This window comes from Pseudomonas umsongensis (assembly GCF_002236105.1).
Taxonomy (GTDB): Bacteria; Pseudomonadota; Gammaproteobacteria; order Pseudomonadales; family Pseudomonadaceae; genus Aquipseudomonas; species Aquipseudomonas umsongensis.
The window spans coordinates 113,265-127,321 of the sequence record NZ_NIWU01000002.1; the positions used below are offsets into that span (position 1 = coordinate 113,265).

Genomic DNA, 14,057 nt, shown 5'->3' on the forward strand with positions numbered 1-14,057 from the left:
ATGGGCTTTTTGATTTCGGCGTGTAGCGCTTACACGTAGAACGACTTCAACGGCGGGAAGCCATTGAATTCAACCGCGCTGTAGCTGGTGGTGTAGGCGCCGGTCGACAGCCAGTACAGGCGATCACCGATCGCCAGGTTCAGCGGCAGGCCGTACTTGTAGTTTTCGTACATGATGTCGGCGCTGTCGCAGGTTGGGCCGGCGATGACGACTTCTTCCATCTCGCCTTTCTTTTCGGTCCAGATCGGGAACTTGATGGCTTCGTCCATGGTTTCGATCAGGCCGGAGAACTTGCCCACGTCCGTGTATACCCAACGCTCGACGGCGGTGCGGGATTTACGGGCGACCAACACCACTTCGCTGACCAGGATGCCGGCGTTGGCGATCAGCGAGCGGCCTGGTTCCAGGATGATTTCCGGCAGGTCGTCGCCGAAGTCTTCCTTGAGGAAGCGAATGATTTCTTCGGCGTAGGTTTCCAGGCTGTTGGTGCGGGTGATGTAGTTGGCCGGGAAGCCACCGCCCATGTTGATCAGCTTCAGTACGATGCCGTCTTCTTCCTTCAGGCGTTCGAAGATCACCTTGACCTTGGCGATCGCGGCGTCCCAGACGCTGATATCGCGCTGCTGCGAGCCTACGTGGAAGGAGATGCCGTACGGCACCAGGCCCAGGTCACGGGCCAGGATCAGCAAGTCCATGGCCATGTCGGTCTGGCAGCCGAATTTGCGCGACAGAGGCCAGTCGGCGGTGGTCGAGCCTTCGGTCAGGATGCGTACGTAGACTTTCGAGCCCGGTGCGGCCTTGGCGATGTTGCGCAAGTCGGCTTCGGAGTCGGTGGCATACAGGCGCACGCCCTTCTCGAAGAAGTAGCGGATGTCCTTGGATTTCTTGATGGTGTTGCCGTAGCTGATCTGATCGGCGCTGACGCCGCGGCTCAGCACTTTGTCCAGCTCGTAGATCGAGGCGATGTCGAAGCTCGAGCCTTTCTCTTTGAGCAAGTCGATGATTTCCACCGCCGGGTTGGCCTTGACCGCGTAGTAGACCTTGGCGAATTCGAAACCGGCGCGCAGGTCATCGTAGGCCTGGCTGATCATCGCGGTGTCGATCACCACGAACGGGGTTTCTTGCTTGTCGGCGAACGCCTTCATTTTCTGGAAGGTTTCACGCGCGAAATAGTCTTCGACCTGGATCGACATGCTGGGAACTCCTACTGGCAAACTGAAATTATCAATGGGTGCAAATGAACGTCCTCCGTATCCCCACTTTGGTTCGCCTACTTCCCAAGGCATGTCGCCGAAAGCAAAAAGGCCATGGGAAGCGCTGCTTTCCCTTGGCCTTGCTGTCTCGTCGTCAGTACTTGAGCCGGATGGATCGTTTCCAGCATGGACGTTCGGCGCGAACTTTAGGGCGTGAGGGGCTTGAGATCAACAAAAAATGTCGCGTTTTTGCACGCATCCGTCGTAAGGCAGCCTACAGCTACCTGTGTAACCGACAGGGATGACGGATTGATGTTCCCCCAGGAGGGAGATTTGAAAGGAATTCGAACGGTTTTTGTGGCGAGTGAGCAAGCTCCTTCACCACAAAAACTTTGTTTCGGTGGAAAAGTCAGCAGTAAAGTGACTACATGTGTTGGGTTGCTGGCTTGGTGATTTTTAAAACTAGATTTGATTAAACTGCATTGACAGCAAATGTCGTGATTGCTTTCAGGTTTGGATAGTTATGCACTGTTGCAGTTACTGTTACGTTGTAGCTTCTCTGTACACTAGGCAAATGGATTCTTGCGAATTGAGTGCCAGTTTTAATGGCAGTCATATTGGAAGCCGGCTGCGATGATACTTCCCAGTTGATAAACTCATTGGGGAATGTACTTCCGTTTGGGCCGTGCACGCTCACACCGGTGTTAGCATTGAGGGGGTTTCCGGTTTTTATAGGCTGTGCAGGGATGCCGCTAATTCTGATTTCATTCGGCACGTTTTTCACACTTTCAGTTGTTTCAGTTTTCATTAATCTAATCCTTGATTCGAAAAAGTTATTGGTCACTCGAGCAAGCTGTTGTGATTCAGATATTTGTTTGAATCCGGACTGATGGTGTCACGAATCGAAAGGTGTTGAAACTATCTGAAGTGTTAGTTTTAAGAGTTAAAAAGAATGGAAATTGTGTTTTTGTGAGAGTTTTCTATTTCTAATAGGGGGCAGCTCCTAAAATATAAAGCAGCCTATTACCCCCCTCCATCGGTTGAACGCGGTCGGTTGAAGCAGGCTATCAGGCCGACACAGTTTCGGCCGGCGAAACGATTTGGGTCTTGCCGCCACGTGACTTGCCGGAGCTCAGATACTCGGCAATCGATTCTTGCGTCACCTCGCCCAGAAACACTCGTTCGGCATCCATCACCGGTAGCCACGCTCGATTGAACTCATACATGCGCGACAGCAGGATACGCAAATGCTCGTCGTAGGCCGCCGTAGCGTTGAACTCGCGCAAGTACTGCGCGCAGGCACCGGTCTGACGGTGCAGGTCGCGGCGTCGTACATAACCCAGCGCCTTGTTCTCACCGTCGGTGACCACGACATAACGCCGGTCATGCTCGTCCATCAGTTCCAGCGCCTCGGCCACCAAGGTCTCCGGGCTGACGGACGGGGCGTTATCCGCCGCGTCTTCAGCCTTGACCAGCAACAGGCGCTTGAGAGTGCTGTCCTGGCCGACGAAGTTGCTGACAAAGTCGTCAGCCGGGTGGGCCAGCAGGGTATCCGGGTGGTCGATCTGCAGCAGTTTGCCAGCGCGGAAAATCGCGATCTTGTCGCCGAGCTTGATGGCTTCGTCGATGTCGTGGCTGACCATGATCACGGTCTTGTTCAGCGCCCGCTGCATCTCGAAGAATTCGTTCTGGATCATTTCGCGGTTGATCGGGTCGACTGCGCCGAACGGTTCGTCCATCAGCAACAGCGGTGCATCAGCGGCCAGCGCGCGAATCACGCCGATCCTCTGTTGCTGGCCACCGGACAATTCCCGAGGGTAGCGATGCAGGTATTGCTTGGGTTCGAGCTTGATCATGCTCATCAACTCGCGGGCGCGGTCGTGGCATTTCTGTTTGTCCCAGCCGAGCAGTTTCGGCACCACCACGATGTTCTCCTCGATGGTCATGTTCGGGAACAGACCGATCTGCTGGATCACATAGCCGATGTTACGGCGCAGGGTCACTGCGTCGAGACCGGTGGTGTCTTCGCCATTGATCAGGATCTTGCCCGAGGTCGGTGTGATCAGGCGGTTGATCATCTTCAGCGTGGTGCTTTTGCCGCAGCCCGAAGGCCCGAGGAACACGCAAATCTCGCCTTCATTGACGGTCAGGCTCACCGAGTCCACGGCTTTCACGTCTTTGCCGTTGCTTTGGAAGGTCTTGCTGAGGTTTTGAAGTTCGATCATTTGAGCAGTCCTTTAGGAGTCAGCGAGCGTTGCAGCCATTGCAGGAGCAGGTCGGCGAAGATGGCCAGCAGGCTGACCAGCACTGCGCCGACAATCAGCATCGACATGTCGCTGCGGCTGATGGAAGCGAGGATGAGCACGCCGAGGCCACCGGCGCCGATGGTCGCGGCAATGGTCATCACACCGATGTTCATGACCACGGCTGTGCGCACGCCGGCAAGGATCACCGGCACGGCAATCGGCAGTTCAACCATGCGCAGGCGCTGGCCGAAGGTCATGCCGATACCGCGCGCGGCTTCGCGGATGCCCGGTTCGACGTTGGTCAGGGCCAGGTAGGTGTTGCGCATGATGGGCAGCAGCGAGTACAGGAACACCGCGGTGATGGCCGGCATCGGGCCCAGGCCCTGGCCGAATTTCGAGTAGAACGGCAGCAGCAGGCCGAACAGGGCAATCGATGGTACGGTCAGCAGCACGGTGGCGCTGGCCTGCAGCGGCCCGGCGAGCGTCGGAAAGCGCGTCATCAGGACGCCCAGCGGCACGCCGACCACGATCGCCAAGGTCACGGCGATGCCGACCAGGGTGATGTGTTGCCCGGTCAGGTGCAGTACCTGTGCCCAGTCGAGGTGGGAAAAGGCGTTGATAAATTCCATGGCTTTTCCTCCTTATTTGATTGGATGCTGGCGCAGGAAATCTGCGGCAACGGATGAAGGGCTTTCGTGATCGACATCGACCCGCGCGTTGAGCTGGCGCATGGTTTCGTCATCGAACAGTTCGGCCAGCGGCTTGATCTCTTGCGCCAGTTGCGGATGGGCATCGAGGTAATCCTGACGCACCACCGGCGCAGCGGTGTAGTCCGGGAAGTAGTGCTTGTCGTCTTCAAGCAACTTGAGCTTGAAGGCGTTCAGGCGACCGTCGGTGGTGTAGACCAGGCCGGCGAACACCTGGCCATTGCGCAGGGCGGTGTAGACCAGCCCGGCATCCATCTGGCGGATGTTTTTGCGGGTCAGGTTCATGCCGTAGAGGTCGACCATGCCGTCCAGACCGTCGGAACGGTTGGCGAACTCGGTGTCCAGCGCGACAAGGTGATTGGTTTTCGCCTCAGCCTGCATCACGGTGTTCAGTTCGCTGATGGAGTTGATCTGCGGGTAGGCCTTTGCGGTTTTTTCCGGCAGCGCCAATGCGTATGTGTTGCTGAACTTCGACGGAGTGAGCCAGATCAGGCCTTTTTTCGCGTCGAGTTCTTTCACCTTGGTGTAGGACTGTGCGCTGTCGAGTTTTTCGGTGACATGGTTGTAGGCCACCAGCGACACGCCGGTGTATTCCCACATCAGATCCAGTTGGCCACTTTCCTGGGCGCTGCGGGCCAGGTTACTGCCCAATCCACCGGTCACCCGGGTGTCATAACCCTTGGCGCGCAGGTATTGAGAGGTGATTTCCGCGAGCAGGGTTTGCTCGGTGAATACCCGGGCGCCGATGCGGATCACGGGTTTATCCGCGGCTTGGGCAAATCCTGCGAACAGCAGCATGCAGCCTAGTAAAAAGCTTGATGTTTTCATGATGATTCCTTTGCCGGGGCTTAAGACGGGCGCAAACCGCGTTCGAGCCAGAGACGGCTGGCGAGTGTCACCAGGCCGTCGAGCAGCAACGCCAGCAGGGCGGTGCAGGCCGCACCCAGCAGCAGTTGCGGCTGGTTGTTCAGGGCGATGCCTGGGAAGATCAGGCTGCCCAGGCTGTTGGCACCGATCAGGAACGCCAGCGGCGCCGTCCCGACGTTGATCGCCAAGGCGACGCGCACGCCGCCGATGATGATCGGCACGGCATTGGGCAGTTCGACCCGCCACAGCACCTGAGACGGGGTCATGCCGATGCCGACGGCCGCTTCCTTGAGCGAACCCTGGACGTTTTTCAGGCCTTCGTAGGTGTTGCGCACGATCGGCAACAATGAAGCGAGGAACAGGGCGAATATCGCGGGGCCGCTGCCGATGCCAAGGACGCCCAGGGCAATGGCCAGTACGGCGAGAGGTGGCACGGTGTTGCCGATGTTGAAGACCTGCATGAAGCGTTCGGCGCGTCCAACCATGGTCGGGCGGCTGAGGAAGATGCCGGCAGGAATGCCCACAACGAGGGCGGCCAGCATGGAAGCGAGGACGAGAATCAGATGAGCTTGCAGGTAAAACAACAAATCGTCGCGGTAGTGTTCGATCGTGTTGATGCCGATCCAGTGGACCAGCAGGGCCAGAAGGGCGATTACCAGCGCGCCTCCTATCAGCCCTTTGCCATAGCGAATAGCCACAGGCGGACTCCTTTTTTTCAGTCGGCGAACACTTTCTCGTGTGGCAACGCCATTCCTGGCTGCCGAAAAAATGATCGCGAGAAGCAGCTCATGCCGGGCGCGGTCCCCTGTAGGAGCGAGCATGCTCGCGAAAAACCTTCAGACAACGCGCACATTCAAGTACCCAGCGTTGTCGTTAACGTCCATCGCGAGCTTGCTCGCTCCTACAGGGGGAGGCGTACGGCTATTGAGCCATGAGCACAGCCTCGTCAGGCCGCTTTGCAGGTATTTCAAGCCCCCGACGAGTGGTCGTTACGGGGGAGTGGACGTCTCCGTGTATTAAAAGGTTCCCATCTGAAGAATCATTTGGCCACCCCTAATGTGCTCAACGGTTCGGTTATTGAATCAAGTTGGGCTATAATCTGCGCCCTTTTTTGAATCACCTGCCAGGCGATTTCCCATGACCAAACAGGCCGCCGAAGTCGCGAAACGCCGCACTTTCGCCATTATTTCCCACCCCGATGCCGGTAAGACCACCATCACCGAGAAGCTCTTGCTGATGGGCAAGGCGATTGCGGTAGCCGGTACGGTGAAATCTCGTAAGTCCGACCGCCATGCCACCTCCGACTGGATGGAAATGGAAAAGCAACGTGGTATTTCCATTACCACGTCGGTCATGCAGTTCCCGTATCGCGAGCACATGATCAACCTGCTCGACACCCCGGGCCACGAAGACTTCTCCGAAGACACCTACCGCACCCTGACGGCAGTGGACTCGGCATTGATGGTCCTCGACGGCGGCAAGGGCGTTGAGCCACGGACCATCGCCCTGATGGACGTCTGCCGCCTGCGTGACACGCCGATCGTCAGCTTCATCAACAAACTCGACCGTGACATTCGCGACCCGATTGAACTGCTCGACGAAATCGAAGCGGTCCTCAAGATCAAGGCTGCGCCGATCACCTGGCCGATCGGCTGCTACCGTGACTTCAAGGGCGTGTACCACCTCGCCGACGACTACATCATTGTCTACACCGCCGGTCACGGTCACGAACGCACCGAAACCAAGATCATCGAGAAGCTCGATTCAGATGAAGCCCGCGCCCACTTGGGTGACGAGTACGAGCGCTTCATCGAGCAACTGGAACTGGTGCAGGGCGCCTGCCACGAGTTCAACCAGCAGGAATTCCTCGACGGTCAACTGACCCCGGTGTTCTTCGGTACTGCATTGGGTAACTTCGGTGTCGATCACGTTCTCGACGCCGTCGTTGATTGGGCGCCGCGCCCCCTGGCACGAGTGGCCAACGAGCGTACCGTGGAGCCGGTGGAAGAGAAGTTCTCGGGCTTCATCTTCAAGATCCAGGCGAACATGGACCCGAAACACCGCGACCGTATCGCCTTCATGCGTATCTGCTCCGGCAAGTACGAAAAAGGCATGAAGATGCGCCACGTGCGCACCGGCAAGGACGTGCGGATCGGCGATGCGCTGACGTTCTTCTCCTCCGAGCGTGAGCAACTGGAAGAAGCGTTTGCCGGTGACATCATCGGTTTGCACAACCACGGCACCATCCAGATCGGCGATACCTTCACCGAAGGCGAAGTCCTGGGCTTTACCGGCATCCCGCACTTCGCCCCGGAACTGTTCCGCCGCGTACGCCTCAAGGACCCGCTGAAATCCAAGCAACTGCGCCAGGGCCTGCAACAATTGGCCGAAGAAGGTGCGACCCAGGTTTTCTTCCCGGAGCGCAGCAACGACATCATCCTCGGCGCCGTCGGTGTGCTGCAGTTCGACGTGGTCGCCAGCCGCTTGAAGGAGGAATACAAGGTCGAGTGCTCCTACGAGCCGATCACCGTGTACTCCGCGCGCTGGATCGAGTGCAGCGACAAGAAGAAGCTTGAGGAATTCTCCAACAAGGCCGTGGAAAACCTGGCACTGGACGGCGGTGGTCACCTGACCTACCTCGCGCCGACCCGGGTCAACCTGGCACTGATGGAAGAACGCTGGCCGGACGTGAAATTCCGTGCGACGCGTGAGCACCACTAAGCGTTGACTTGAAACACCGAAAACCCCGTTGCGAAAGCTGCGGGGTTTTTTGTTGGCGAACCCAATCGTTCCCACGCTCTGCGTGAGAGCTGCCGAAGGCTGCGATCGTTTGATCTTTTCGGCATAACGCTTATTGCCAACCATTCTCCCTGTCCACGGCATTTCCGCCCAGCCGTTAGCGTCCTATCTGGAGAACCCGGCTGATCGGAACTAGATTTCACAGAGCGCCAGCCAGGCACAGAAATTTCACCTGCAAAAGGATGGATTCGACTATGAACAGGTTGCTACGCATTGTGTTGCTGTTGAAGGTTTTGCTGATGCTGGCACTCGGCAGCTCTGCGGTCTGGGCCGAATGCGATGATCACGAAACCCAGGCGTCGAGCGGGCAGGGAACCCATGGTGATCTGATGATCGCCAAGTCCGAATCGGAACCGGGCGATAAGGGGCAGGGTGGTGCCGACAACGATGATGACTCGACCACCGATGAGCCGGACTCCGATGATGAAGAAGGTGACAGCCAGACGTAAATCGCAGACAAAAGAAAACCCCGTCTCTCCCGATTAATGCGCAATCGAAATAGAAGGGGTTGGATGAACGAGCAAAATCCCTGTGGGAGCGGGCTTGCTCGCGAAGGCAGCGTGTCAGTCGCTATCTTTGTCGACTGATAGACCGCTTTTCGCGAGCAAGCCCGCTCCCACATTTTTATGCCGCGCCGTGCACGAACTGCTCGGCGTAGTGGCAAGCCACCTGACGATTATCGAGAGGGCGCAGGGCTGGCTCTTCGGTTTTGCAACGCTCAGTCGCATACGGGCAGCGCTTGTGGAAGGCGCAGCCGGGCGGCGGGTTCAACGGGTTGGGCAACTCGCCGACGATCTTGATCTTAGGCTTGCTGGGGTCCGGGTGAATGGTTGGGGTGGCCGACAGCAAGGCCTGGGTGTACGGGTGCAGGGGACGCGCGTAGATGTCGTTTTTCGGACCGATTTCTACCGGGCGACCGAGATACATCACCATCACGTCATCGGCGACGTGTTGCACCACCGCCAGGTTGTGGGAGATGAACACGTAGGCAGTGTTGAACTCTTGCTGCAAATCCATGAACAGGTTCAGCACCTGCGCCTGGATCGACACGTCCAGCGCCGAGGTCGGTTCGTCCGCCACCAGCACTTTCGGTTGCAGCATCATGGCGCGAGCCAGGGCGATCCGCTGGCGCTGACCGCCGGAGAACATGTGCGGATAACGCTGGTAATGCTCAGGGCGCAACCCCACCTGTTTCATCATCGCCTGGACCTTGTCGCGACGCTCGGTGGCCGACAGGTTGGTGTTGATCAGCAAAGGCTCGGCCAGTTGATCACCGATTTTCTGCCGAGGGTTCAGCGACGCGTAGGGGCTCTGGAACACCATCTGCACGTCTTTGCGCAGTTGCTTGCGCTGGGCCTTGTCGGCGCCGGCGACTTCCTGGCCGGCGATTTTCAGGGACCCGGAGGACGGTTCCTCGATCAGGGTCAGGGCCCGGGCCAGGGTGGATTTGCCGCAGCCCGACTCACCCACGACGGCGAGGGTCTTGCCGGCTTCCAGCTCGAACGACACACCGTTGAGGGCGCGTACGGTGGCGTGACCCTTGAACAGGCCACGGGACACTTCGTAGTGACGGGTCAGGTCGCGGGCGGTAAGAACGACGGCCATTACGCCACCTCCTGGTTCAGCGGGTAGAAGCAGCGGGCGAGGCTGTTGCTTTTCGGGTCAAGGGCTGGACGCTGCACGCGGCAGTTGTCCTGCACGTACGGGCAGCGCGGCGAGAGCAGGCAGCCTTGCGGACGGTCGTAGCGACCCGGGACGATGCCCGGCAGGGTCGACAGGCGCGAGGCGCCCAGACTGTGTTCTGGGATCGCCTTGAGCAGCGCTTCGCTGTACGGGTGGGCCGGGATGTCGAACAGTTGCGGCACCTGGCCGACTTCGACCGCTTGGCCGGCGTACATCACGCACACGCGCTGGGCGGTTTCAGCCACGACCGCGAGGTCGTGGGTGATCAGCACCAGGCCCATGTTCTGCTCTTTCTGCAACGCCAGCAGCAGGTCCATGATCTGCGCCTGGATTGTCACGTCCAGTGCGGTGGTCGGTTCGTCGGCGATCAGCAGTTTCGGTTCGCCGGCAATCGCCATGGCGATCGCAACGCGCTGGCTCATGCCACCCGACAGTTGATGCGGGTAGGCGTCCATACGGCTGGCGGCGCCCGGGATTTCGACTTTTTCCAGCAGTTCGATGGCGCGTTTGCGCGCTTGCTTGCCGGACATTTTCAGGTGCAGGCGCAGCACTTCTTCGATCTGGAAACCGACGGTGTAGCTCGGGTTCAGCGCGGTCATCGGGTCCTGGAAGACCATCGACAGGTCTTTACCGACGATTTGACGACGCTGGCGATTGTTGAGCTTGAGCATGTCCTTGCCGTCAAAGCTCAGCGAGTCGGCGGTGACGATACCTGGATGCTCGATCAGGCCCATCAGCGCCATCATGGTCACGGACTTGCCCGAACCCGACTCGCCAACGATGGCCAGCACTTCGCCCTTGTCGACTTTCAGGTCGAGGCCATCGACCACGGGCGTAGCGTTCTTGTCGCCGAAGCGAACGTTGAGATTCTTGATTTCTAGCAGTGACATTGGAATCTCCTCAGGCGGCGTTCTTGAGTTTCGGGTCCAGCGCATCGCGCAGGCCGTCACCCATCAAGTTGATTGCCAGCACGCTGAGCAAAATGGTCAAGCCAGGCAGGCTGACGACCCACCAGGCGCGTTCGATGTAGTCGCGGGCCGAGGCCAGCATGGTGCCCCACTCAGGGGTTGGCGGTTGTACGCCAAGGCCGAGGAAGCCCAGGGCGGCGGCATCGAGAATCGCAGACGAAAAACTCAAGGTCGCCTGAACGATCAGCGGCGCCATGCAGTTGGGCAGCACGGTGACGAACATCAGACGCGGCAGGCCGGCACCGGCCAGGCGCGCGGCGGTCACGTAGTCGCGGTTCAACTCGCCCATGACCGCGGCGCGGGTCAGGCGAACATAGGACGGCAGGGACACCACGGCGATGGCGATCACGGTGTTGATCAGGCCAGGGCCGAGGATGGCGACGATCGCCACGGCCAGCAGCAGGGACGGCAGGGCCAGCATGATGTCCATCAGGCGCATGATGGTCGGGCCGACCGCTTTGGGGAAAAAGCCGGCAAACAGGCCCAGCAGGATCCCCGGGATCAGCGACATCACCACCGACGACAAACCGATCAGCAGCGACAGGCGCGAACCCTGGATCAGCCGTGACAGCAGGTCGCGGCCCAGTTCATCGGTACCCAGCAAGAACTGGATCTGCCCACCTTCCAGCCAGGCTGGCGGGGTGAGCAGGAAGTCGCGGTACTGCTCGCTCGGGTCATGGGGTGCAACCCACGGGGCGAAGATGGCGCAGAAAATCACCAGCAGCATGAACATCAGGCCGGCGACGGCACCTTTGTTCTTGGAAAACGCTTGCCAGAATTCTTTGTACGGCGACGGATACAGCAGGCTTTGATCCACGGCGGACGTGGTGGTGGCTACTGAGGATGTTGGAGTGCTCATGGGGTTTGACCTCAGCGCTGATGACGGATGCGTGGGTTGGCAAAGCCGTAGAGGATGTCCACTACGAAGTTGACCAGAATCACCAGGCAGGCGATTAACAGGATGCCGTTTTGCACGACCGGGTAGTCCCGGGCGCCAATGGCTTCGATCAGCCACTTGCCGATGCCCGGCCAGGAGAAGATGGTTTCGGTCAGGACCGCACCGGCCAACAGGGTGCCGACTTGCAGGCCGACCACGGTCAGCACCGGGATCAGCGCGTTACGCAGGCCGTGCACGAACACCACGCGCGACGGCGACAGGCCCTTGGCCTTGGCGGTACGGATGTAGTCTTCACGCAGCACTTCGAGCATCGACGAACGGGTCATCCGCGCGATGACAGCCAGCGGGATGGTGCCGAGCACGATGGCCGGCAGGATCAGGTGGTGCAGGGCATCGAAGAACGCGCCGACGTCATCGGCCAGCAGCGTGTCGATCAGCATGAAGCCGGTTCGCGGCTCGATGTCATAGAGCAGGTCGATCCGCCCGGACACCGGGGTCCAGCCCAGGGAGACCGAGAAGAACATGATCAGGATCAGGCCCCACCAGAAGATCGGCATCGAGTATCCCGCCAGGGAGACACCCATCACCCCATGGTCGAACAGGGACCCTCGCTTGAGTGCCGCGATCACCCCGGCCAGCAGGCCCAGGATACCGGCGAACAACAGGGCGGCCATGGACAGTTCCAAGGTCGCGGGGAATAGGGAGGTGAACTCGTTCCAGACGCTTTCACGGGTACGCAGGGATTCCCCGAGATCGCCGTGGGCCAGTTTGCCGATGTAATCCAGGTACTGGGCATACAGGGGTTTGTTCAGACCTAGGCGTTCCATTGCCTGAGCGTGCATTTCCGGGTCGACTCTGCGTTCGCCCATCATGACTTCCACAGGGTCGCCAGGGATCATGCGAATCAACGCGAAAGTCAGCAGGGTGATGCCGAAGAACGTGGGGATCAGTAACCCCAGTCGGCGGGCAATAAAACTAAACATCGTAAGGTGTACCTCATCAGCCGGTTAGGCGTGCCCGGCATGCCTGGGTCAGGAATGCCGGGAGTTTCTTATCTACTTCACCTGGGTGGTGGCGAAGTTATTCGTGGTGAGGGGGCTAATGTGGTAGCCCTCTACGTTGTTGCGCATTGCGGTAAACATTCTAGTGTGCGCCAGGCTGATCCATGGCTGGTCCTGGTTAAAGATAACCTGAGCCTGTTCGTACAGTGCTGCACGTTCGGCCGGGTCGGTTTTTTCACGGGCCTGGTCGATCAGGGCCTGGAATTTTTCATTGCACCAGCGTGCGTAGTTTTCGCCGTTCTTCGCCGCCTCGCAACTGAGCATAGGCGTCAGGAAGTTATCCGGGTCGCCGTTATCGCCCGCCCATCCGGCGGAAACCATATCGTGCTCGCCGTTTTTCGCGCGCTTGAGCATTTCGCCCCACTCCATGACGCGGATGTCGATCTTGATCCCGATCTTGGCCAGGTCAGCCTGCATCATCTGCGCGCCGAGCATGGGGTTGGGGTTGGTCGCACCGCCGCCGTTGCGGGTGAACAGCGTGAACACGGTGCCTTCCGGCACGCCGGCTTCCTTGAGCAGGGCGCGGGCCTTGTCCAGGTCACGGACAGGGTTCTTCATGTCGTGGTTGTAGCCCAGCAGGGTGTCCGGAAACGGGTTGACTGCCGCGGTCGCATTGCCTTTGCCAAACAGCGCGTTGACGGCCGCTTCCTTGTCGAAGGCGATGTCGATGGCTTTACGTACGCGCACGTCACTCAGGTATTTGTGCTGGGTGTTGATGGCGATGTACGCGACGGTCATCGCATTCAGTTCATCAACCTTCAGCTTGGCGTCTTTCTTGATGCTCGGAATGTCATCCGGCTTTGGATACAGCGCAACCTGGCATTCGTTGGCCTTGAGCTTTTGCAGGCGCACGTTGTTGTCGGTGGCGATGGCGAAGATCAACGAGTCGGCCGGCGCCTTGCCACGGAAGTAGTCCGGGTTGGCCTTGAAGCGAACCTGGGCGTCCTTGTTGTAGCGCTGGAAGACGAACGGGCCGGTGCCGATCGGCTTGTTGTTCAGTTCACCGGTCTTGCCGGCCTTGAGCAGTTGGTCGGCATACTCGGCGGAGTAGATCGAGGAGAACGCCATGGCAATGTCGGCCAGGAACGGTGCTTCGCGGCGGGTCAGGGTGAATTTGACCGTGTTGTCGTCGACCTTCTCGACGTTTTTCAGCAGTTCCTTGAAGCCCATGCTTTCAAAGTACGGGAAGCCTACGCTCGACAGTTTGTGCCACGGGTGGTTCGGGTCCAGCTGACGCTGGAAGCTCCAGACCACGTCGTCGGCATTCATGTCGCGGGTGGGCTTGAAGTATTCGGTGGTGTGAAACTTGACGCCTTGGCGCAGGTGGAAGGTGTAGGTCAGGCCGTCTTCGCTGATGTCCCAGGATTCGGCCAGTGCCGGAATCACATCAGTGGTGCCAGGCTTGAAGTCCGCCAGGCGATTGAAGATGGTCTCGGCCACCGCATCGGCTGTGACTGCAGTCGTGTACTGGACCATGTCGAAGCCTTCGGGGCTGTTTTCGGTACAAACCACCAGGGGTTTGGCCGATACGCCAACAGCGACACTCAGTAACGCGGCCGCGATGGCCGCTCGTAGGGGAAGCATTTTCATCAAGAACCCTCTGCAATCGGTTGGTTTGGAAAACCTGGCGGCCGA

13 protein-coding genes are annotated in these 14,057 nt (G+C 59.0%); 2 read left to right on the forward strand and 11 right to left on the reverse strand.

Going from position 1 to position 14,057, the window contains the following annotated elements; translation table 11 throughout:
• Positions 1-29 precede the first annotated feature (29 nt).
• The 6 genes from PSUM_RS10710 to PSUM_RS10730 all read right to left on the reverse strand — a co-directional run bounded on the left by PSUM_RS10710 (position 30) and on the right by PSUM_RS10730 (position 5,711).
• Entirely contained in the window at positions 30-1,193 is a 1,164-nt protein-coding gene (locus tag PSUM_RS10710) for a type III PLP-dependent enzyme (RefSeq protein ID WP_020796555.1), read from the reverse strand.
• A 472-nt stretch (positions 1,194-1,665) separates the two neighbouring features.
• Positions 1,666-2,001, reverse strand: coding sequence for a hypothetical protein (locus tag PSUM_RS31155; protein WP_141195491.1), 336 nt, complete (start codon positions 1,999-2,001; stop codon positions 1,666-1,668).
• 259 nt (positions 2,002-2,260) lie between these two features.
• Positions 2,261-3,418: an osmoprotectant ABC transporter ATP-binding protein OsmV gene (locus PSUM_RS10715; RefSeq protein ID WP_020796557.1), complete on the reverse strand. Its 1,158-nt coding sequence runs from the start codon at positions 3,416-3,418 to the stop codon at positions 2,261-2,263.
• Entirely contained in the window at positions 3,415-4,068 is a 654-nt protein-coding gene (locus PSUM_RS10720; RefSeq protein ID WP_020796558.1) for an ABC transporter permease, read from the reverse strand. The genes PSUM_RS10715 and PSUM_RS10720 overlap by 4 nt, the downstream gene beginning before the upstream one ends.
• Positions 4,069-4,080: 12 nt before the next feature.
• Positions 4,081-4,974: a glycine betaine ABC transporter substrate-binding protein gene (locus PSUM_RS10725; protein WP_020796559.1), complete on the reverse strand. Its 894-nt coding sequence runs from the start codon at positions 4,972-4,974 to the stop codon at positions 4,081-4,083.
• Between the two features lie 20 nt (positions 4,975-4,994).
• Positions 4,995-5,711 (reverse strand): ABC transporter permease, encoded by a 717-nt coding sequence (locus PSUM_RS10730; RefSeq protein ID WP_083348218.1) that lies wholly within the window; start codon positions 5,709-5,711, stop codon positions 4,995-4,997.
• Between the two features lie 439 nt (positions 5,712-6,150).
• Here PSUM_RS10730 and PSUM_RS10735 point away from each other — a divergent pair, with 439 nt between their 5' ends.
• Both PSUM_RS10735 and PSUM_RS10740 read left to right on the forward strand, forming a co-directional pair.
• Positions 6,151-7,734, forward strand: a complete 1,584-nt coding sequence (locus PSUM_RS10735; RefSeq protein ID WP_033040112.1) for a peptide chain release factor 3 — start codon at positions 6,151-6,153, stop codon at positions 7,732-7,734.
• Between the two features lie 272 nt (positions 7,735-8,006).
• Positions 8,007-8,261 (forward strand): hypothetical protein, encoded by a 255-nt coding sequence (locus PSUM_RS10740; RefSeq protein ID WP_083348219.1) that lies wholly within the window; start codon positions 8,007-8,009, stop codon positions 8,259-8,261.
• A 175-nt stretch (positions 8,262-8,436) separates the two neighbouring features.
• Here the strand turns inward: PSUM_RS10740 and PSUM_RS10745 are convergent, their stop codons facing one another.
• From PSUM_RS10745 to PSUM_RS10765, 5 genes are all read right to left on the reverse strand, one after another.
• A complete protein-coding gene (locus tag PSUM_RS10745) occupies positions 8,437-9,417 on the reverse strand; it encodes a peptide ABC transporter ATP-binding protein (protein WP_020796603.1) in 981 nt (326 codons plus the stop codon).
• Positions 9,417-10,385, reverse strand: coding sequence for an ABC transporter ATP-binding protein (locus PSUM_RS10750; protein WP_020796604.1), 969 nt, complete (start codon positions 10,383-10,385; stop codon positions 9,417-9,419). The genes PSUM_RS10745 and PSUM_RS10750 overlap by 1 nt, the downstream gene beginning before the upstream one ends.
• Positions 10,386-10,395: 10 nt before the next feature.
• On the reverse strand, positions 10,396-11,322 hold the full coding sequence (locus PSUM_RS10755) for an ABC transporter permease subunit (RefSeq protein WP_020796605.1): 927 nt from the start codon (positions 11,320-11,322) through the stop codon (positions 10,396-10,398).
• 11 nt (positions 11,323-11,333) lie between these two features.
• The gene (locus PSUM_RS10760; RefSeq protein ID WP_020796606.1) at positions 11,334-12,344 is read right to left on the reverse strand and encodes an ABC transporter permease subunit; all 1,011 of its coding nucleotides are present in this window, start codon (positions 12,342-12,344) and stop codon (positions 11,334-11,336) included.
• 72 nt (positions 12,345-12,416) lie between these two features.
• Complete coding sequence (locus PSUM_RS10765; protein WP_083348220.1) at positions 12,417-14,012, reverse strand: ABC transporter substrate-binding protein; 1,596 nt, start codon at positions 14,010-14,012, stop codon at positions 12,417-12,419.
• Between the last annotated feature and the right edge of the window lie 45 nt (positions 14,013-14,057).

Coding starts and splice junctions, on each gene's coding strand:
- PSUM_RS10745 (WP_020796603.1), bottom strand. CDS start 9,417: ATGGCCGTCGTTCTTACCGCCCGCGACCTGACCCGTCACTACGAAGTG.
- PSUM_RS10710 (WP_020796555.1), bottom strand. CDS start 1,193: ATGTCGATCCAGGTCGAAGACTATTTCGCGCGTGAAACCTTCCAGAAA.
- PSUM_RS10755 (WP_020796605.1), bottom strand. CDS start 11,322: ATGAGCACTCCAACATCCTCAGTAGCCACCACCACGTCCGCCGTGGAT.
- PSUM_RS10760 (WP_020796606.1), bottom strand. CDS start 12,344: ATGTTTAGTTTTATTGCCCGCCGACTGGGGTTACTGATCCCCACGTTC.
- PSUM_RS10740 (WP_083348219.1), top strand. CDS start 8,007: ATGAACAGGTTGCTACGCATTGTGTTGCTGTTGAAGGTTTTGCTGATG.
- PSUM_RS31155 (WP_141195491.1), bottom strand. CDS start 2,001: ATGAAAACTGAAACAACTGAAAGTGTGAAAAACGTGCCGAATGAAATC.
- PSUM_RS10735 (WP_033040112.1), top strand. CDS start 6,151: ATGACCAAACAGGCCGCCGAAGTCGCGAAACGCCGCACTTTCGCCATT.
- PSUM_RS10765 (WP_083348220.1), bottom strand. CDS start 14,012: ATGAAAATGCTTCCCCTACGAGCGGCCATCGCGGCCGCGTTACTGAGT.
- PSUM_RS10720 (WP_020796558.1), bottom strand. CDS start 4,068: ATGGAATTTATCAACGCCTTTTCCCACCTCGACTGGGCACAGGTACTG.
- PSUM_RS10750 (WP_020796604.1), bottom strand. CDS start 10,385: ATGTCACTGCTAGAAATCAAGAATCTCAACGTTCGCTTCGGCGACAAG.
- PSUM_RS10725 (WP_020796559.1), bottom strand. CDS start 4,974: ATGAAAACATCAAGCTTTTTACTAGGCTGCATGCTGCTGTTCGCAGGA.
- PSUM_RS10715 (WP_020796557.1), bottom strand. CDS start 3,418: ATGATCGAACTTCAAAACCTCAGCAAGACCTTCCAAAGCAACGGCAAA.